The sequence below is a fragment of the Paenibacillus artemisiicola genome (assembly GCF_017652985.1).
Classification (GTDB): Bacteria; Bacillota; Bacilli; order Paenibacillales; family Paenibacillaceae; genus Paenibacillus_Z; species Paenibacillus_Z artemisiicola.
Window position 1 is genome coordinate 154,688 of sequence record NZ_JAGGDJ010000008.1, and the last position, 18,313, is coordinate 173,000.

At 64.6% G+C, this 18,313-nt stretch carries 17 protein-coding genes; 8 read left to right on the forward strand and 9 right to left on the reverse strand.

Annotated features, from left to right (window positions below; all coding sequences use genetic code 11):
* Positions 1 to 46 precede the first annotated feature (46 nt).
* The 6 genes from I8J29_RS13875 to I8J29_RS13900 all read left to right on the forward strand — a co-directional run bounded on the left by I8J29_RS13875 (position 47) and on the right by I8J29_RS13900 (position 5,044).
* Entirely contained in the window at positions 47 to 1,387 is a 1,341-nt protein-coding gene (locus I8J29_RS13875) for a hemolysin family protein (protein WP_208848160.1), read from the forward strand.
* A gap of 171 nt (positions 1,388 to 1,558) precedes the next feature.
* Positions 1,559 to 1,801, forward strand: coding sequence for a spore coat associated protein CotJA (locus I8J29_RS13880; RefSeq protein WP_208848161.1), 243 nt, complete (start codon positions 1,559 to 1,561; stop codon positions 1,799 to 1,801).
* A gap of 28 nt (positions 1,802 to 1,829) precedes the next feature.
* On the forward strand, positions 1,830 to 2,060 hold the full coding sequence (locus I8J29_RS13885; protein ID WP_208848191.1) for a spore coat protein CotJB: 231 nt from the start codon (positions 1,830 to 1,832) through the stop codon (positions 2,058 to 2,060).
* A gap of 27 nt (positions 2,061 to 2,087) precedes the next feature.
* Entirely contained in the window at positions 2,088 to 2,657 is a 570-nt protein-coding gene (locus tag I8J29_RS13890) for a manganese catalase family protein (RefSeq protein WP_208848162.1), read from the forward strand.
* Between the two features lie 299 nt (positions 2,658 to 2,956).
* Positions 2,957 to 4,129 (forward strand): phosphodiester glycosidase family protein, encoded by a 1,173-nt coding sequence (locus I8J29_RS13895; RefSeq protein WP_208848163.1) that lies wholly within the window; start codon positions 2,957 to 2,959, stop codon positions 4,127 to 4,129.
* A gap of 219 nt (positions 4,130 to 4,348) precedes the next feature.
* On the forward strand, positions 4,349 to 5,044 hold the full coding sequence (locus tag I8J29_RS13900) for an HAD family hydrolase (RefSeq protein ID WP_208848164.1): 696 nt from the start codon (positions 4,349 to 4,351) through the stop codon (positions 5,042 to 5,044).
* Positions 5,045 to 5,141: 97 nt separating this feature from the next.
* On the opposite strand, the gene I8J29_RS13905 is transcribed toward I8J29_RS13900, so the two are convergent.
* Genes I8J29_RS13905 through I8J29_RS13930 form a run of 6 tightly spaced genes read right to left on the reverse strand, consistent with a single transcriptional unit; the run spans position 5,142 to position 11,857 of the window.
* Complete coding sequence (locus I8J29_RS13905; protein ID WP_208848165.1) at positions 5,142 to 6,287, reverse strand: YheC/YheD family endospore coat-associated protein; 1,146 nt, start codon at positions 6,285 to 6,287, stop codon at positions 5,142 to 5,144.
* Between the two features lie 11 nt (positions 6,288 to 6,298).
* Positions 6,299 to 6,748 carry a GNAT family N-acetyltransferase gene (locus I8J29_RS13910; RefSeq protein ID WP_208848166.1) on the reverse strand — a complete coding sequence of 150 codons (450 nt, stop codon included), beginning with the start codon at positions 6,746 to 6,748 and terminating at the stop codon, positions 6,299 to 6,301.
* 15 nt (positions 6,749 to 6,763) lie between these two features.
* Positions 6,764 to 7,912, reverse strand: a complete 1,149-nt coding sequence (locus tag I8J29_RS13915; protein ID WP_208848167.1) for a YheC/YheD family endospore coat-associated protein — start codon at positions 7,910 to 7,912, stop codon at positions 6,764 to 6,766.
* Complete coding sequence (locus I8J29_RS13920; protein WP_208848168.1) at positions 7,912 to 9,288, reverse strand: YheC/YheD family endospore coat-associated protein; 1,377 nt, start codon at positions 9,286 to 9,288, stop codon at positions 7,912 to 7,914. Before I8J29_RS13920 ends, I8J29_RS13915 begins: the two co-directional genes overlap by 1 nt.
* A complete protein-coding gene (locus I8J29_RS13925) occupies positions 9,285 to 10,466 on the reverse strand; it encodes a YheC/YheD family endospore coat-associated protein (RefSeq protein WP_208848169.1) in 1,182 nt (393 codons plus the stop codon). Before I8J29_RS13925 ends, I8J29_RS13920 begins: the two co-directional genes overlap by 4 nt.
* A gap of 20 nt (positions 10,467 to 10,486) precedes the next feature.
* Positions 10,487 to 11,857 (reverse strand): YheC/YheD family endospore coat-associated protein, encoded by a 1,371-nt coding sequence (locus tag I8J29_RS13930; RefSeq protein ID WP_208848170.1) that lies wholly within the window; start codon positions 11,855 to 11,857, stop codon positions 10,487 to 10,489.
* A gap of 240 nt (positions 11,858 to 12,097) precedes the next feature.
* On the opposite strand from I8J29_RS13930, the gene I8J29_RS13935 reads away from it, so the two are divergent.
* Entirely contained in the window at positions 12,098 to 13,444 is a 1,347-nt protein-coding gene (locus I8J29_RS13935) for a DRTGG domain-containing protein (protein WP_371263720.1), read from the forward strand.
* Positions 13,445 to 13,580: 136 nt separating this feature from the next.
* Here I8J29_RS13935 and I8J29_RS13940 read toward each other — a convergent pair whose 3' ends face one another.
* From I8J29_RS13940 to I8J29_RS13950, 3 genes are all read right to left on the reverse strand, one after another.
* Positions 13,581 to 13,877: a YtpI family protein gene (locus I8J29_RS13940; protein ID WP_208848171.1), complete on the reverse strand. Its 297-nt coding sequence runs from the start codon at positions 13,875 to 13,877 to the stop codon at positions 13,581 to 13,583.
* Positions 13,878 to 14,024: 147 nt separating this feature from the next.
* Positions 14,025 to 14,537, reverse strand: coding sequence for a sporulation membrane protein YtrI (locus I8J29_RS13945; RefSeq protein ID WP_208848172.1), 513 nt, complete (start codon positions 14,535 to 14,537; stop codon positions 14,025 to 14,027).
* Between the two features lie 2 nt (positions 14,538 to 14,539).
* Complete coding sequence (locus tag I8J29_RS13950; RefSeq protein ID WP_090640885.1) at positions 14,540 to 14,866, reverse strand: YtrH family sporulation protein; 327 nt, start codon at positions 14,864 to 14,866, stop codon at positions 14,540 to 14,542.
* A 144-nt stretch (positions 14,867 to 15,010) separates the two neighbouring features.
* Between I8J29_RS13950 and I8J29_RS13955 the strand changes: the two genes are divergently transcribed.
* On the forward strand, positions 15,011 to 18,313 hold a 3,303-nt coding region (locus tag I8J29_RS13955; RefSeq protein ID WP_208848173.1), incomplete at its 3' end, for a DNA polymerase III subunit alpha.

Consider the following 18,313-nt stretch of genomic DNA (forward strand, 5'->3'; position numbering starts at 1 on the left):
AGAGAGACAGCGGCTGCAAGGCCGATGAGAGGAGCGGAAACGACTTTTGCAGGAATTTGAATTCGGGAAGATCTTTTGGAATCTTTGCATCGTTCTCATTCTCGTACTGTTAAACGGCTTTTTCGTCGCCGCGGAATTTTCGCTCGTGAAGGTCAGGCAGTCCCGGCTGACGCAGCTCGTCAACGAAGGCAACGCGCGCGCCAAGTACGCGATCAAGGTCAACCAGCGGCTGGACGCGTATTTGTCCGCGACGCAGCTCGGCATCACGCTCGCGTCGCTCGGCCTCGGCTGGGTCGGCGAGCCCGCCATCTCCGATCTGGTCGTAGAACCGCTGTTCCATCTGCTCGGCCTGGACGACGGCGCGTTCATGCATACGGTCTCCGTCGTGATCGGGTTTCTGTGCATCACGTTCCTGCACATCGTGCTGGGGGAGCTCGCGCCGAAATCGCTCGCGATCCAGAAGTCCGAAGGCACGTCGCTGTTCGCGTCCATGCCGCTGCTGTACTTCTACCGGGTGTTCCTGCCGGCGATCTGGCTGCTGAACGGCTCGGCCAACCGGCTCTTGCGCCTCTTCGGCGTGCAGCCGGCGAGCGAGCACGATTCCGCCCATACCGAGGAAGAGATCCGCATCCTGATGGATCAAAGCGCGAAGAGCGGCATCATCGACAAGGACGAACTGGAGCTGTTCGACAACATTTTCGAGTTTTCCGACCGGCTGGCCCGGGAAGTCATGCTGCCGCGAACGGACATGGACTGCCTGTACGCGAACCTGCCGTTCGAAGAGAATTTGAAAACCGTGTACGCAAGCAAGCATACGCGCTACCCCGTCTGCGTCGAGGACAAGGACCAATTGATCGGGTTCGTGCACATTACCGATCTGCTGACCGCGGATCCGGACGAAGAGCATGATTTGCGCCGCTACCTGCGCCCGATCCTGAACGTGCCGGAATCGATGGAGGTCAGCCATGTCCTGCAGCTGATGCAGCGCAGGCACTCCCAGCTGGCGATCGTCGTGGACGAATACGGCGGCACGGCCGGCATGCTGACGACGGAGTTGATCTTGGAACAAATCGTGGGCGAAATCCACGACGAATTCGACGACGTGCAGCCGGAAATCGTCGTCAAGGGCGACGTCACGTCCGTCGAAGGGCGCATGCTGATCGAAGAGATCAACGACATGTTCAACCTCGACATCGAAGACGAGGACGTCGACACGATCGGCGGCTGGCTGTTCACGAAGCTCGAAGGCAATCCCGAACGGGGCAAGAAGGTCGAATTCGACGGCTACGCGTTCGAAGTGGCGGAAAGCGAGCCGCTGCGCGTGCTGCGCGTCTTTATCTACCGGACGGCGAAAGAAGAACCCGAGGTCACGGGGTTCGGCGATTAACGGTTTCCCTTCCATACATACGCGAAGAGCTCATGTCGGCGGACATGGGCTTTTTTGCGCTGTCCCTGGGTTTAATAAATCAGGCCAAGCAAGATCGCCCGCCCCGCGACATAAGAATAGGAGTGGCAGTCGAATTGTTCGCATTTTCAACATGAGGAGGGGGAAGCGAAGTTGAACGCGGTAAACCCGACGCGAGATTGGTATCCCTTTGTAGGCCCGTGCGACCCGTGTCCGCCGAAATACGTGAAAACCTACTACGTTCCGCCGAACCAGTACATCCCGTACCAGCCCATGAATCTCCCGCAGTTCCCGCTGCCGGAGGCGCTCAGGAGGGGAACGCTGTGGCCGGCGCTCTACGGCCCGTACGAATCCAAATGCCAGACGGGGAGGCCGGAAGAAAGTGAACAACACTAACCAAACGCTGGACGAACAGTATTATCGCATGCTGCTCGAGCTGCAGCAGATCGAATTCGCGCTGGTCGAATTGTCGCTTTACCTCGACACGCACCCGAACGATCTGCAGGCGCTCCAGCAGTTCAACCAGCTGGCCCAGCAGCGCATGCAGAGCGCGCACCAGTTCGAGATGCATTACGGCCCGCTCATGCAGTTCGGACACAGCTATTCCAAGTATCCATGGCAGTGGGTCGAAAGCCCCTGGCCGTGGCAGGTGTAACCAAGCGCCGAGGGAGGTGGAACGCTCGTGTGGATTTATCAGAAAAAGCTCCAATATCCCGTTCGGGTCAGCAAATGCGATCCGCGGGTAGCCCGTTATCTGGTGGAGCAATACGGCGGTGCGGACGGCGAGCTGTCGGCCGCGCTCCGGTACTTAAATCAGCGCTACAGCATTCCGGATAAAGTCATCGGGCTGCTGACCGACATCGGAACCGAGGAATTCGCGCATCTGGAAATGATCGCGACGATGATCTACAAGCTGACGAAGGACGCGACGCCCCAGCAGATGGAGGCGGCGGGCCTCGGCGACCACTACGTCATTCACGACAACGCGCTGTTCTACAACAACGCGTCCGGCGTTCCGTGGACGGCGGCTTACATCCAGGCGAAGGGCGATCCGCTGGCCGACTTGTACGAGGACATCGCGGCGGAGGAGAAGGCGCGCGCGACGTACCAATGGATCATCGACATGACGGACGACGTCGATTTGCAGGACAGCCTGAAATTTCTGCGCGAACGGGAAATCGTCCACTCCATGCGGTTCAAGGAAGCGGTGGAGATGATCAAGGCCGACCGCGAGACGAAAAAAGTGTTCTGAAGGCGCCGACGACCGGCAAGCTCCCGCGGCATGGAGGCCTCGGGGGCTTTTTGCGTCGGCTTCCGTCGCAGACTCGCCGGGGCGGGCGCCGGAATGGGTCGCGCATCCCCGAAACGGCGTTTAAGGCGGCCATTGCGGAAAATCGGACAAGCTTGCGGCGTGCGAACGTCCGGCCCGATGGAAGCCGGGGCGAACGCGCGCGGCCGTTGTCGATTGCGGGCCGATGCTGAAACTTTCCGCGGTCGTTTCTCGTCTACTAGGTATCCGCAAGTCGGAGAGCAGAAGGGGAGGACGACAAGGTGAGCACGAGAGTTTCCGCCGAGACCGCCGGCGTTGCCAGGGGCAAGCGCCCGCAGGGGAAGTCGGCGCCGAGACGCGCGGCCAAACGAAAGCGCAAACGGTTCAGGCGGACGGCCGCCGTCTTCGCGCTTCTGCTGGCGCTCGGCGCCGCGGGGGCGGGCTGGTTGTTTTTGACGCCGTCCGGCACCGATATCCGCTACCTGGTCGCGGACACGCTGATTACGACCCAGCACCGGAAATGGGCGAAATATATTATCGGGCAGCACGCGCTGGATACGCGCGTGCAGGCTTATCAGGCGCAATTCGACGCCATGGGAGAAGAGCGGGACACGCACGAAATCCACACGCCGCCCGCAGGCGCGGCCGCGCCCGCGGCGGACGCGGACGGCGCGGCCGAGGAGCAGAAGCCCCTCGTCGAGATCGAGCCGGTCTCCGGGCACGGCTACAGCGGCTACGTCATGACCGTCAACGATCCGACCAAGATCCGCGTCGCCGTCCCGGCTAAGCCGGGCCGCGGCGAGCGGGTCACGAGCATGGTGCAGCGGACCGGGGCCATCGCCGGCGTGAACGGCGGCGGCTTCGCCGACCCGAACTGGGAGGGGAACGGCTTCCAGCCGATCGGCATCGTCATGTCGGGCGGCAAGCTGTTTTACAGCGACCTCGGCCGCTCGAAGTCGACGCAGGTCGTCGGCATCGACGGCAGCGGCAAGATGGTCGCCGGGAGGTACACGCTTGACGAGCTGCGGCAGATGGGCGTGAAGGAAGCGGTCACGTTCCAGCCGCGCATCATCGTCAACGGCAAAGGGCTGATCAAGAACGCCGCCGACGGCTGGGGCATCGCCCCGCGCACGGCGATGGGCCAGCGCGAGGACGGCGCCATCCTGTTCGTCGTCATCGACGGCCGCCAGCCGGGCCACAGCATCGGCGCGAACCTGTACGACGTGCAGCAGATCATGCTGGCGCACGGCGCGGTCATCGCGGCGAATCTCGACGGCGGCTCCTCGACGGTGCTCGTGAAGGACGGCGCGGTGCTGAACAAGCCGTCGACCAAGAGCAGCGAGGGCCGGTATTTGCCGTCCGCGTTCCTGGTCTTCGAGCATCCGGAGCAGGCCGATATCCGGAACGTATGGGAGGGCTTGAAGCCGGGCGACATCGATCCGGCGAAATGGTAGCCGCGGGAGGCCGCGCCATAACGCGGCGGCGTTGCGCGCGGTCCGCTTCCGCCGCGCCGCCTCCCGCGGGCGGTACGGCCGGGCACGCCGCGCCGACGCGCCCAAGAGATGCTCCGCGCTCGCCGCGGCAGCTTGCCGCAGCGGCCGTTTCCTTCTTGCGCGGCGGCGTTCCTTTCCAGTATGATTAAGGGCATTACGGATTGGAAAGGGAGTTGCACGATGCAAAGCGGCGTTACGCTTCCGCGGCCGGAAGCGCTCATTTTCGATATGGACGGCACGCTGTTCGAGACGGATACCCTGCTCAAAGGGGTGCATGAACGGATATTCGCGACGCTGCGGGCGGAGGGGCTGTATCTGCAGCCGACGCCTCCCGTGGAGGCGCTGCTCGGCTGCCTCGGCATGCTGCTCGCCGACATCTGGCGCAAAGTCATGCCGGACGCTTCGGAGGCCGCCCGCAACCGGGCTGACGAGCTGCTGCTCCAGTACGAGGTCGAAGGACTGGAGAACGGCGAGGGCTCGCTCTATCCTCACGTGGCGGAGACGCTCGCCGCGCTGAAGGCGCAGGGCTTCAAGCTGTTCGTGGCGAGCAACGGCCTCGAGCGCTACGTGAAGGAGATCGCCCGGCTCAAGAGCATCGGCCCGCTGTTCGACGGCTTGTACAGCGCCGGCGAATACGGCACGGCGTCGAAGGTGCACCTCGTCGAACGGCTGCTGCGCGACCATGGCGTCCGCTCGGCGTGGATGGTCGGCGACCGCTCCTCGGACGTGGAAGCCGGCAAGCGGAATGGGCTGCAGGTCGTCGGCTGCGCCTACGCGGTGTACGGCCGCAAGGAGGAGCTGAACGGCTCCGACGCCCTCATCGCGGACTTCCGCGAACTGCTGGCGCTCGTGCCGGAAGAGCTGCAGCAGCCCTAACCGGCGGCTCGGGGATGCTTCGGCCGGAGCGGCAGCGCCGAAGAAACGCAAAGAAGAACCCGGCCCGCGCCGTCGCGCGGGCCGGGTTCTTCGGCGTTCAGTCGGGCTCGTGCCGCATGTTCGCGGTCTCCGCGCCCGTCTTCCGTTTTTGCTTTTGCTCGTACAGCCATACCGCGTATTCCAGCGGCCGGACGATGGCCCGCCGGTACGTCTCGCGTTCGCCGGCCTGGATGAACACTTCGCGAGACGGCTTCGGATTGACTTCTAGCAGCCAAATCTGCCCCTTGCGGTCGATCGCCAGGTCGAGCGCCAGCTCGCACAGCCTCCCGTACGACTTCTCCAGGTACGCGGCGACGTCCACTCCGAATTCCTCGGCCTTCCGGACGACGCTCGTCACCGTGTCCTCGTTCCGGATCCAATCGCCGAGCAGCGTCCGCATCTTCGCGGCCTGACCGCCGCCGTGCAGGTTGGACGTGATGCTGCCGCTCGCGCCGATCCGGCCGGCGCAGCCCGTCACTTCCCATTCGCCGCCGCGGTTCTTCTGCACGAGCATGCGGTAATCGTGCACCCGGCCGTTCGGCAGCTTCAGCTGGATGCCCTGCTGCACGAGGTACCGGTTTTCCTTCAGGTTCCACTTCGCGAGCCGGCCGTGCAGGCCGGTGAGTCCGACGCGCCGCGGACTGATGATTCGCCGGGACTGGTCGCGCCCTTGAATCAGGAAGGTGCCGGTCTGTTCCCGCTCGATCCGCAGGATGCCGCGTCCGCCCGTGCCGTTGATCGGCTTCAGGTAGATGAGCGGATACTTGCGGATGAGCTCGGCGAGGTCGCTCTGATTCTCGTACAGACGCGTCAGCGGCAGATGCGGCCGGAACCGCTCTTCCCGGCCGAGCGTCTTGTAGACCGTGTATTTGTTGCGCAGCACCCGGTTGAGGAAGGTCAGGTGGCCGTATTTCCGCCGGAACTGACCCAGCTGGGCGAAGCGGTGGCTCTTCTGGATCCGGCAGCGGTCGTAGATCATATGAGGAAAGGAGCGCCAGCGGCGGCTCCAGGATTTCGCGGTCGGATCGTACTGATGCGCGTGAATGCGGTTGGTCTCGAAGTTGACGTCCGCCGGCGTGAAGACGAAGATCTCGAGGCCGAGACTCTTGCCGGCTTCCGTCATCCGCGCGTAAATGGGCTTCTCTTCCATGAGGCCTCGGTCGTTCAGATAGAGGGTTAAAATGCCGAGAACCGGCTGACCCATAGAGGTTCCTCCTAGCGTTCGAATCGAAGGGTCGGCTTGCCGGTCGGGCCGCTGTGCAGGCTGACCGCTTTCATGCCCGCCCGGAAGCACATGTTCATGCTGGAAGCGTTGTCGGAGGCTACGCTGCAGGTAAGCCGGCCGAGCCGGCGGTGCAGCGCCCGCAGCAGGGCGCTGCCGGTCCCTTGGCCGCGGTATTCGGGCGACACGACGACGAGGCAGGCGCGCTCGCCGCCGTCTTCCGCGAACGCGACGGCCGCCAGCCGTCCGTTCTGAACGGCGACGGCGACGGCCGCCGCGGCGCCTTCGGCCGAGCGGCCCGCGGCCAGGCGGGTGGGCGTCAGCGCGTTCAGCGCGGCGAGTCCCGCGTGGGTAATGCGGCTGTCGCCGTACCGGTACAGAAATCGGGTGATCTTCTCCTTGGATGCCGACCATTGGGACGGCGACAGCAGCTTTACCTGCATGAGCTTACCTCCCCGCTATTTGTTCTTGTTGCGCAACAAATAGCTGCTGTATTGGAAAATCCGCTCCAGCGAACGTTTCCGGATGTCCGGCTCGTCGAACTTCATCGGCTTCGCGTTGGCTTCGAAAAACCAGATGCTGCCCGACTGGTCGATGCCGAGATCCATCGACATCTCCGCCAGCCTGCGGCCGGAGCCGCGTTCGATCTGGCGGGCGATGACGAGCGCGGCGGAGCGGGCCTTCGTAAGAAGTTTATTAGCTTCGTCTTGGCCAAATACGCCGACAAGCAGTTTCTCCGGATCCTCGATGCTGCCGCCGCGCGGGACGTGCGTCGTGATGCTCATGGAGCCGGCCAGCCGGGCGCCGATGCCGGAGACGTCCCATTGTCCCCGCTGGTTCTTCTGGATGAGCGCCCGCAGGTCGAAGGAGCGGTCGTTGTACGCGGCCAGCTGGATGCCCTGCTGGGCGATGTACCGGTCGCTGCTGCATTCCTTCTTGATGCGGCTCCACAGCTTGACGATCGAGCCGCAGTTGTAGGTCGTGCTGCCTTTGTTGCCCTGGATCTTGAGCCGGTACGGCAGCGCCTTCTCGGGGTGCAGCTCGATCGTCATGATGCCTTTGCCGGCCTTGCCGCTCACCGGTTTCAGGTAGAGAAACCGGTGGCGCTGCATCATTTTGCCGAGTCCGCCCAGGGTCAGAAGCCGGCGCGTCGCGGGGATATAGGGGCTCGTGCTGCGCGATTGCCGGAGCCACTTGAAGAGGCTCCATTTATTGAAGAATTTCGGATTGAAGATCTGCACCCTCGGATTCTTCATGCAGGCGGCGATTTTGCGCCGCACCTCGGGCTGCAGTTCGTCCTCGCGAAGAGGAATCCGGTTGTAGATCAAGTCCGGAAACGGAAACTGCGATTGGATCCACGTATCCGTGCCGGGATCGTACGTGTAGCCGTTCAACGACTTCCGTCCGATCCTCAGCTGCTTGACGGTCAAGACGTAAACGAGGAAGCCGTTGTCCTTGCCCGCGGCGATCAGATCGGCGAAGTTTTCGCGGTTGCCGCGGAAGAACTGCAGCTCGTCGTCGATCGTCAGAATGGCGAGGACCGGTTGATTGGACTTCGTCTGAGCCGAAGGGTCCGCCGCCGTATCCTCGTGGATGACGAACGCCATCAGTCTTCGCCTCCCTGCTCCTTGAACTTGCTCAAGTACATGCAGTGCTCGAGGATATGCGACATGGAATCGCGGCCCTGCGCGCGCAGCGACGGGTGGGCGAAGATCGAGCGGCCCGGCTTCGCGTTCGCTTCGAACATCCAAACCTCGCCGTCCTTGTCGATGCCGATATCGAGGCCGAGCTCGCCGAGCGTGTGCGGGAAGTTGCGTTCGATCGCCTGCGAGAGCTTGACGGACACGGCCTTCGCTTTGATCAGCATGTCGTCGGCCTTATCGCCGAACACCCGGCTGAGCGCCTGTTCCGGCGTGAGCAGCGAGCCGCCGTTCTTGATATGGGTCGTGACGCTGCCGCGCCCGGCTTTCTTCGCGCCGATGCCGACCGGCACCCATTCGTTTCGGCCGTTCTTGTGCATGTGGAACCGGAAGTCGATCGGGCAGCCGTCGATCTCGATCAGCCGCACGCCCTGCTGGCTGACGTACCGGCCGAGGCCGCTGCCGTGGCGCGTCTCCAGCATGCGCATCAGGCTGTTGAAGTTCGTGAAGCGCAGCAGCACGTTCGTGTTGCCGCGCCGGTAGCGGGCGAAGTAGCCCCGCTTCGGATGGTAGGTCAGCCGGTAGATGCCGATGCCGAGGCTGCCGGCCGTCGGCTTGAAATAGATGAACTGGTGATTCTCCAGCATCTCCTTGATCTTCTCGGCGCGCGGGTTGTTGACCGATTCCGGCAGGTGCTCGAGCGCCTCCACGTCTTTGTCCAGCAGCTTGTAGACGTCGGACTTGTTGAAGAAGCTCCAGTTGAAGAACGGCACGCCCTTGCGGACGAAGCGTTCCCGCATCGACATGATCGAGGCCGTCGTTTCCGCGTAGCGGCTCGGCAGCCGGTTGTAGACGACGTCCGGCAGCGGCACGACCTTGCGGTACCAGGCGCCGGCGCTGTTGAGGAAGTAGCCGTTGACGGTCTCCTTCGTCCAGTTCACGTCGCGCGGCGTGAAGGCGAACACGTACGCCTTGCGCTCGCCCATGCGGATGAGCTGGCGGATATACCCGGAGCGGGAGCCGAAGGGCGAGTCGCTCTTGCGATCGCCGTCGGTCAGCACGCCGATCAGCGGCCCGAGCTGGAGATCGATGTCTTCGCCTTGCACGTACGAGATGCTGCCGGTCTTCGGAACCTTGATCGTCTGGCGGACGCCGGCGGACAGGTACAGGTGGTTGCCCTGCCGGTTGATGGGCTTTACGGCGGCCGTCAGCGTTTCGTGCCCAAATTTCAGTTGGATCGTCTTCTTGCCGGACAGTTTCAGGGAGCGAAGGAGTGAGCCCGACAGGTAGACGATGCGTTCGCTTGAGGGTGAGAAGTGTACATGACAAGATGTCAAACTCATGGATGAACCTCCTGGATGTATCTCCTTTGAATTCGGGTGGTCGGGAACAGGGGACGCTGGCGCGAAGCCAGCAGCATCGCATAATCGAGCGGCCGGCGAACGGCCGCCTCGGCGGCTTCGGCGTCGGCCGCGAAGGACGCGCGGCCCGGCTTGGCGTTCGCTTCCAAGAGCCACAGCCGGCCGTCCGGCTCGAGGCCGAAATCGAGGCCCAGCTCGGCGAACCGGCCGAAATGCGCCTCGAGGCACGCGCCGGCCCGTTCGCTCGCGCGCCGGACGCGCGCTACCAGCTCCGCCGCGCCGGCCTCGCCGAACCGCGGCCGGAACGCCGCCGCGGCCGCGGCGGCCGTGCCGCCGCCGTGCAGGTTGGCGGTCACGCTCCCCGCGCCGCCGCGCCGCACGGCCGCGCCGGTGAAGGTCCAGCGGCCGACGGCGTCCTTCTGCAGGAGCGCCCGGACGTCGAAGGCGCGGCCTTCCTCGTCGGTCAGCCGCAAGCAGGGCTGAACGAGGTACGGGGCCGCGGACGCGAAGCGCTCGAGCCATGCGCCGGCGGCTTCCCACGTGCGGAAGCGGCACGCGAGCGGGCGGTTATGCCGGTCGCGGCCGTCGGCGCGCCAGCCTTCCGCGTCCGCGAGCAGCCGCAGCGCGCCCTTGCCGTGCATGCCCGCCGCCGGCTTCAGGAACAAGCCGCCCGGATGGCGGGCGAGCAGGCGCGCCAATTGGCCGGCGCCTTCGTAAGGCTCCGTCTCCGGCAGCAGCGGGCGCAGCGCGTCGTCATGCGCCATGGCGCGGAAGACGTCGAGCTTGCCGGGCAGCGAGCCGTTCAGCAGCGCGTACCGCTTGCGCTGCTTCAGCCGCGCGAGCGCGTGCCGGAACCGGCGGGCTTCCGCGGCCGACGCCGGCAGCGCCCGGTCGTAGACGACGTCGGGGAGCGGAAAGCTCCCGGGCCGCCATTCGCCGCCGCGCAGCGCGTAGCCGCCGATCGCCGTTTCGCCGGCCGCAGCGGCGTGAGAGGCGCAAAACAAAAAAACGAGCATGCCGATCGTCTGCCCATACGCGCAAAGACGGCGGCAAAAATCGTCCTCCGGCATGACGGGAGACGCCTCGCGCTCGCCGGCGCCGTCGAATCGCCGCTGGCTGATCAGGATGCCGAGGATGCCGGTTCGTGCCGTTTCAGCCATCGCCGCTTCCTCCCTTTGCTTCAAAATTCGGCCAAGTGCCGCGCGTAACGGACCATGTTGCGGACGGAGGGACGGATCTTCTGGTCCTGCAGCGGCGTATTGTCGTTTTTGGAAGGTTTGGAATTCACTTCCAGCAACCAGACGCGGCCGTGCGTATCCAGCGCCAGATCGATGCCAAGCTCGCCGAAATGCGCGGGAATGAACGCGTCGATGCCGTGCGCGATGTCGATCGCGGCCCGCTGCAGCTTCCCGGGGGCATCGTGGCTGTTCGCGCCGGACAGGTTGGACCGGCCGACGGCCTCGCGCACGGTGCTGAGCGTGCCGCCTCTCGCGAGGTTCGACACGAAATGATGGCTGCCCGCCGTGCGGGCGACGATGGACGTGAGCACCCATTTGCCGGTCTCGTTCTTCTGCACGAGCGCGCGGAAGTCGACGGGCCGGCCCATGATGTCGATCAGCTGCAGCCCTTGCTGGATCTGGTACCGGACGGTTTTCATCTTGCCGGAGATGGAGCCGTAGAGCTTGAGCAGGCTGCTGAAATAATGCCGGCGCGTCCCGCCGACGGTGGCGTACTGCGCGGAATACGAGTCGCCTTCGAGCCGGGTGATGCGGATGATGCCTTTGCCCAGGCTCCCGCGCACCGGCTTCAGGAAGACGGTGTGGTACCGGGCGCACATCGTCTTAAGCATCGGGAAGGTTTTGAGCACGTGCGATTCCGGCAAATATTTGACCAGGGACGGGTCCTTCGCCAGCGCTTCGAACACTTCCGGCTTATCGAGGAATTTTTCGTTGAACACCGTGCTGTTGTGCCGCGTCTTGACTTCTTGAATGAACGCCTGCACGTTGGGCCGGTTCTCCAGCTTGCGCGACGTGAGCCGGTTGTTGACGACGTCCGGCGACGGCATGAACGCCTTGCGCCAGCCTTCGTTCGAATACGTCCAGCCCTCGACGGTATTGAAATTGCCTTTCAGGTGTAGCGGCGTGAAGAAGTACACATGGGCGCCCTGCGCGGCGCAGGCATCCACCAGTTCCTTGCAGAACATCGTGATGGAGCCGAACGGCCGCTCGCGGTGCTCCGGGTCGTCGCGGCTGATCAGCACGCCGATCAGCGGCCCCAGCGCGAGCACGGCGTCCTCGGCGCGATAACGGATGCGAAGCGTCGTGTTTTGCAGCAGTCCCATCTTCCTTGCCAGGCTTTGACCGATCCGCATCCCGTCGAACCGTTCGACCGGCACGACTTTGACATATTGGCGCAATGCCCCGAATTTGAGCGTCACCGGCTGACCTTGCGGGATTTTCCATTGTCTCAGATAGGCGTCGCCGAGCATGATGGCGTCATCCGGCAGAATGCCGGGGCTGATGACGTGCACGGCGACTTTCGTTTTCAGCATCGACGGAGCTCCTTCCATGCCGGAGGATGTTGACGTTTTGGCCAGGGGTCCATAGGATTTTGACACGAATTAGTTCATCATATGAGGACATCTATCCCTTGGTGATTGGCGGACAGAGCCGTTTTCAACATAAAATGACGCGTCCCCGCGCCCAAAGAGCGGTGCGTCCGCGTCTAGCTTTCTGGTAAAATGGAATCAGACAGGCAGCGAACGCTGCGCAAAGGACAAGGGGTGAACGCCGTGGCATCCGGAGGGAAGGCGCCAGAGGCGCAAACGAAGCACGAACGGCTGATGGACTATATCCGCCAGCTCGAAATCGGAACGAAGCTGTCCGTCCGGACGATGGCGGAGGAGCTGGACGTGAGCGAGGGAACGGCGTACAAGGCGATCAAGGAGGCGGAGGCGACGGGGCTCGTCAGCACGAAGGAGCGGATCGGGACCGTCCGGATCCAGCGCCGCGGACGGGAAACGCCGGACCGGCTGACGTTCGGGGAAGTGGCGGACATCGTGCAGGGCCAGCTGTACGGCGGCGCGGGGGGCCTCGAGAAGACGCTGCACAAATTCGTCATCGGCGCGATGGAGCTCGACGCGATGGTCCGCTACATCGACGCGGGCAGCCTGCTCATCGTCGGCAACCGGCAGGGCGCCCACCGCCTCGCCTTGGAGCAGGGCGCGGGCGTGCTCATCACCGGCGGCTTCGGCACGAGCGAGGACATCCGGCTGCTCGCGGACGAGCTCGGGCTGCCGATCATCTCCTCCAAGCACGATACGTACACGGTCGCGTCCATGATCAACCGCGCGATGTTCGACCGGCTCATCCGGCAGAAAATCATGCTCGTCGAGGACATCGTGACGTACAGCCGCCCGGTGGAGACGATGCGGCTCGGCGAGACGAAGGGCGATTACGTGCGGCTGGCCGCCCGGGTCGGGGGCACGCGGTTTCCCGTGCTGGACGAGCGGGGGCGGGTCGTCGGGATGATGACGGCGAAGGACGCGGAGGGCGCGGACGAGGCCGTGCCGGTCGAGAAGCTGATGGCGCGCAATCCGATCACGGCGGCGCCGAACATTCCGATCGCGTCCGCGGCGCACACGATGGCGGCCGAGGGGATCGACCTGCTGCCGATCGTGGACAAGAACCGCAAGCTGCTCGCCGCGGTCAGCCGCAACGAAGCGCTGGAGGCGATGCGCTACGCGGGCAAGCAAAAGGAATCCGGAGAGACGTTCGACGAGCTGATCGGGGCGGGGTTTCGATTGACGGAGGATGCGGAAGGGGAACGCGCGGCGTACGAAGGACGGATCACGCCGCAAATGTCGGGAACGTTCGGCACGATCTCGGAGGGCGTGCTCGTCACGCTGATGACGCAGGCGGCCCGGGGGTTTATCCGGGAGCTGGGGAAGCGGGATTACGTGATCGAGAGCATGACGACGTATTTCGTCCGGCCGCTCCAGCTGGAGAGCGAGATCGTCATCGTGCCGTCGCTGCTGGAGATGAGCCGCAAGAGCGTCAAGCTCGAGATCGAGCTGAAGGACCCCGCGGGCACGGCGGCGAAAGCGATGCTCGCGGCGCAGCTGATCGATCCCTACTAAGGGAAGGCGGTTCCGGACTTGGAAATGGCACGCAGGATTCGACGCCGAAGGGGCATCCCGAGCTGCTTCGCGATGGGAAGGCCGGGTTTCGGGCGCCGAGCAGGCTGCGTAAGCCTGAAGGAAGCCGGCCGGCCGTTTAGCCTTTCATGGAACGGTAGACGCTGTTGTTGCGCAGCCCCGCGAACAGGTTGAACAGGCCGATGACGATGATGAGCGCGCTGATGATGACCTTGACCGTCGAGCCGGAGAAGGCGAGCATCATGAACAGCGCGATGAAGACGAGCATGACGCCCATGCACATGTTGGTGCGGGCGGCGAGCATGCCGCGCCGGCGCGTATCGGACGCGCGCCGCGCTTTGTAACTGAAGACGGCCGACATCACCGACGTGAGGCAGATGACGAGGACGATGGCCCAATGTAAGGCGTTAACCATGACTGGCGTGCAGCTCCTTTGCCCTAAGCGGGGCTTGTTTTCTGCCCACCATTGTACCATGAACGGCACGGCAAACGAAAATGCCGTTTTCGCCGCCCGCCCTGCGCCGGCCGCGCCCTGCAGGACGCGAACGGCGGCGCGGAGCGCTCATTTGATCGGCCGCGCGTACGGCTTCGCCGTGAACCACACCTGCAGCACGTTGTCCACGACCAGCATCGTATGGATTTGCACCGTGAATTCCTTGTTGCCCCCGACGAGATAGATTTTGTCGTTCAGCAGCAGCCGGGCCAGCTCGGCGTTCGTGTTGATCTTGTAAATGCTCGTCCCGAGGAAGACGGAGAGATCCTTCTTCAGCTTGGTCTTGAGCTCCAGCTTCGTCTGCTCGTCCAGCGCGGCGGCGGGCTCTTCCTCTTTCCGGTCCAGCAGGATCGGCTGCACGCTCTTCACCACCGTATGCTGGTCCTTGAACTGATTCAGCTTCTCGAGCCGGTCCTCGTAGTCGCTCAGCTTGTCTTCCAATTCCGTATTCGTCTCGCGCAGCGCGTCGAAATTCATGAAAAAAACCGCATGGTACGCCATGGCGCCGAGAATGCCGCCGAGCACGACGAAGGCGACGGCCTGCGTGAACCGCGCGAACCGTTCGAAGGGGGGCACGCGCATCGCTAGGCCGCTCCTTTGCAGAGCCAGCGGATGAGCTCCGTGCCCATATGCGCGCCCAGGAAGGCGCACAAGATGTAGAAGACTTGCTGCACGACGGGCGAGAGATGCCCTTCGAGCATGTTGCTTTCGATGACGCGCATGGGGTCGATCGTGCCGCCGACCGCCGCGACGAGCGCCCATATTTTCAGCCGGGAAGCCGTGTCGATCATGATCGCGGCGGGGGCGGCCATGACGAAGACGGACCCCATGCCGGCGAGCATCGAGCCGCCGAACACGACGCCGAACGCGATGAAGAAGTCGACGATGGATTTCGATAAGAAGGACTCCATGAAGGCTGCGCTCCCTTCGGTTCCGGGGGATCTGGCGGGGACGCGGCCCGTCCCCTCTCGAATCCATTGTATGGGCTTGCGGGGGGCCGTTATGATAAAATGATAGAAAAAGATGCTCGTTTACGATAGAAAGAAGGAATGGCGATGAGCGGCGACCGCGAGTTTGTACATTTGCACGTCCATAGCGAATTCAGTCTCCTGGACGGAGCCGCGCGGATCAAGGATCTGGTCGAGACCGCCGCGGAGCTGGGCATGAAGGCGCTGGCGCTGACCGATCACGGGGTCATGTACGGCGCCGTTCCGTTTTATAAGGCGTGCCGGGCGCGCGGCATCAAGCCGATCATCGGCTGCGAGGCGTACCTGACGATCGGCTCGCGCTTCGACAAGGGCGCGCGCAAGGACAATCCGATCTATCACCTCATCCTGCTCGCGAAGAACGAGACGGGCTACCGGAATTTAATGAAGCTCGTCTCCGTCGGGCATTTGGAGGGGTTCCACTATAAGCCGCGGATTGATTTCGAGGCGCTGCGCGCGCACTCGGAGGGCCTGATCTGCCTCAGCTCCTGCCTCGGCAGCGAGATCGCGCAGCTGCTGCTGCACGACCGGCACGACGAGGCGCTCCGGTCGGCGGAGCGCTACCGGTCGATCTTCGGCGACGATTTCTACCTCGAGCTGCAGGACCACGGCATGCTGGAGCAAAAGAAAGTGCTGCAGGCGACGCTCGAGCTGGCGGCGCGGACCGGCATTCCGACCGTCGCGACGAACGACGTGCACTACCTGCAGCCGGCCGACGCGGCCGTGCAGGACGTGCTCATCTGCATCGGCACCGGCAAGACCGTCGAGGACGACGACCGGCTGCAGATGCTGACCGACCAGATGTACCTGAAGAGCGCGGACGAGATGTACCGGCAGTTCCGGCAGGCGGAGGACGCGGTCCGGCGGACCGCCGAAATCGCGGCGAAATGCGAGCTCGAGCTGACGTTCGGGCGCGCGCTGCTGCCGGCGTTCCATCCGATTCCGGCGGGCATGACGTCCTCCGCGTACCTCGAGGCGCTGTGCCGCGAAGGACTGGAAGCGCGGTACGCCGGCGATCCCGCCTGGACGGCGGACGAATCCGCGAAGCGGAAGGCGCTCGAGCGGCTGCTCTACGAGCTGAAGGTCATCGACAATATGGGCTTCAGCGATTATTTCCTCATCGTCTGGGACTTCATCCGCTTCGCCCATGAACAGGGCATCCGGACGGGACCGGGCCGGGGCTCCTCGGCGGGCAGCCTCGTGGCGTACACGCTGCGCATCACGGACGTCGACCCGCTCAAATACAAGCTCCTGTTCGAGCGCTTCCTGAACCCCGAGCGCGTGACGATGCCGGATATCGACATCGACTTCAACGACGAACGGCGCGACGAGGTCATCGCGTACGTCTCGGCCAAGTACGGCGAGGAGCACGTCGCCCAAATCATCACGTTCGGCACGATGGCGGCCAAGGCGGCCGTCCGCGACGTCGGCCGGGCGATGGCGGTGCCGTTCGGCGAGGTGGACCGCGCCGCGAAGCTGATCCCGAGCCAGCTCGGCATTTCGCTCGAGGAGGCGCTGCGGACGAGCGCCGAGCTGCGCGAAGCGTCCGAACGCCAGCCGAAGACGGCGGACCTGCTGCGCATGGCGCTGAAGGTCGAGGGCATGCCCCGGCACGCCTCGACCCACGCGGCGGGCGTCGTCATCTCCGGCGAGCCGCTGACGAATTACGTGCCGCTGCAGGCGGGCACGGAGCGGACGGCGCTGACGCAGTATTCCATGGAAAACCTCGAGGCCGTCGGCCTGCTGAAGATGGACTTTCTCGGCCTGCGGACGCTGTCCATTCTGGAGCGCGCCCTGGACTGGGTGAAGCGGCAGCAGGGCATCACCGTCGACTTCCGGCGCATCCCGGACGACGATCCCGCGACGTACGCGATGCTGACGCGCGGGGACACGACGGGCATCTTCCAGCTGGAGTCCGCCGGCGTCCGCCGGGTGCTCCGCGAGCTGAAGCCGACGCAATTCGAAGACATCGTCTCCGTCCTGGCCCTGTACCGTCCGGGCCCGATGGAGTTCATTCCCAAATACATCGCCGGCAAGCACGGCCTCGCGGACGTGGAGTACCCGCATCCGTCGCTCGAGCCGATCCTGGCCGACACGTACGGCATCATCGTGTACCAGGAGCAGATCATGCAGATCGCCTCGGCGATGGCGGGCTTCTCGCTCGGCGAAGCCGACCTGCTCCGCCGCGCCGTCTCGAAGAAGAAGCGCGAGGTGCTCGACGAGGAGCGGGCGCACTTCGTCGCGGGCAGCCAGGGGCAGGGCTACGGCGAGCGCGACGCGAACGCCGTCTACGACATGATCGTGCGGTTCGCCGATTACGGCTTTCCGCGCGCGCACGCGGCGGCTTACGGGGTCCTCGCCTTCCAGACCGCGTGGCTGAAGGCGAACCATCCCGTGCCGTTCATGGCGTCGATGCTCGCTTCGGTGACCGGCAACCAGCGCAAGACGGCGGAATACGTCGACGAATGCCGCCGCATGGACATCGAGGTGCTGCCCCCGGACGTCAACGAAAGCAGCGTGACGTTCACGCCCGTCGGCGGCGCGATCCGCTTCGGCCTGGCGTCGATCAAGAACGTCGGCACGCAGGCGATCGACGCGTTGCTGAAGGAGCGGGCGCAGCGCCGCTTCGACAGCCTGACCGACCTGTGCCGGCGCGTCGACCTCCGGATCGCCAACAAGCGCGTGCTGGAATCGCTGATCCAGGCGGGCGCGTGCGATTCGCTCGGCGCGCACCGGGCGCAGCTCGTCGCGGTGCTCGACGAGACGGTCGAGGCGGCGCTCAAGTGGCGCAAGGAGCGCGAGGAGCTGCAGATCGAGCTGTTCGGCTTCGACGAGGTGCAGAATTGGGACGTCGAGCTGCCGGAGGTGCGGCCGTACACGACCGGCCAGCTGCTCGGGCTGGAGCGGGAGCTGCTCGGCATGTACCTGTCCGGCCACCCGCTGGACGCGTTCGACGAAGCGCTGGCGGGGCTGCCGACGGACCGGCTGGTCGACCTGGCCGAGGCGCCGGACGGGACGTACGCCGTCACCGCCGCGATGGTCGTGTCGAAGAAGCCGCTCATGACGCGCAAAGGACAGGCGATGGCGTTCCTTGAGGTCGAGGACCGCATCATGCGCGTGGAGGCGGTGGCGTTTCCGACGATCTGGAAACGCTGCGAACCGCTGCTCGAGCCCGGCCGCCTCGTCGTCCTGCTCGCGAAGGTGCAGCAGCAGGACGAGGATTACAAGCTGCTGCTTGAGGACGCGATCCCGCTCGGCGACGGCGGGATGGACGGCGCCGGCGCGCCGCGCGACCTCGCGGCGCAGGTGCAGCGCCTGCTGCGGTTCGGCCAGAGACGCGCCGCGGGCGGCCGCGCGCATGCGGCGCCGGGC

Coding starts and splice junctions, on each gene's coding strand:
- I8J29_RS13920 (WP_208848168.1), bottom strand. CDS start 9,288: ATGAGTTTGACATCTTGTCATGTACACTTCTCACCCTCAAGCGAACGC.
- I8J29_RS13915 (WP_208848167.1), bottom strand. CDS start 7,912: ATGGCGTTCGTCATCCACGAGGATACGGCGGCGGACCCTTCGGCTCAG.
- I8J29_RS13885 (WP_208848191.1), top strand. CDS start 1,830: ATGCTGCTCGAGCTGCAGCAGATCGAATTCGCGCTGGTCGAATTGTCG.
- I8J29_RS13910 (WP_208848166.1), bottom strand. CDS start 6,748: ATGCAGGTAAAGCTGCTGTCGCCGTCCCAATGGTCGGCATCCAAGGAG.
- I8J29_RS13905 (WP_208848165.1), bottom strand. CDS start 6,287: ATGGGTCAGCCGGTTCTCGGCATTTTAACCCTCTATCTGAACGACCGA.
- I8J29_RS13950 (WP_090640885.1), bottom strand. CDS start 14,866: ATGGAGTCCTTCTTATCGAAATCCATCGTCGACTTCTTCATCGCGTTC.
- I8J29_RS13945 (WP_208848172.1), bottom strand. CDS start 14,537: ATGCGCGTGCCCCCCTTCGAACGGTTCGCGCGGTTCACGCAGGCCGTC.
- I8J29_RS13900 (WP_208848164.1), top strand. CDS start 4,349: ATGCAAAGCGGCGTTACGCTTCCGCGGCCGGAAGCGCTCATTTTCGAT.
- I8J29_RS13940 (WP_208848171.1), bottom strand. CDS start 13,877: ATGGTTAACGCCTTACATTGGGCCATCGTCCTCGTCATCTGCCTCACG.
- I8J29_RS13925 (WP_208848169.1), bottom strand. CDS start 10,466: ATGGCTGAAACGGCACGAACCGGCATCCTCGGCATCCTGATCAGCCAG.
- I8J29_RS13930 (WP_208848170.1), bottom strand. CDS start 11,857: ATGCTGAAAACGAAAGTCGCCGTGCACGTCATCAGCCCCGGCATTCTG.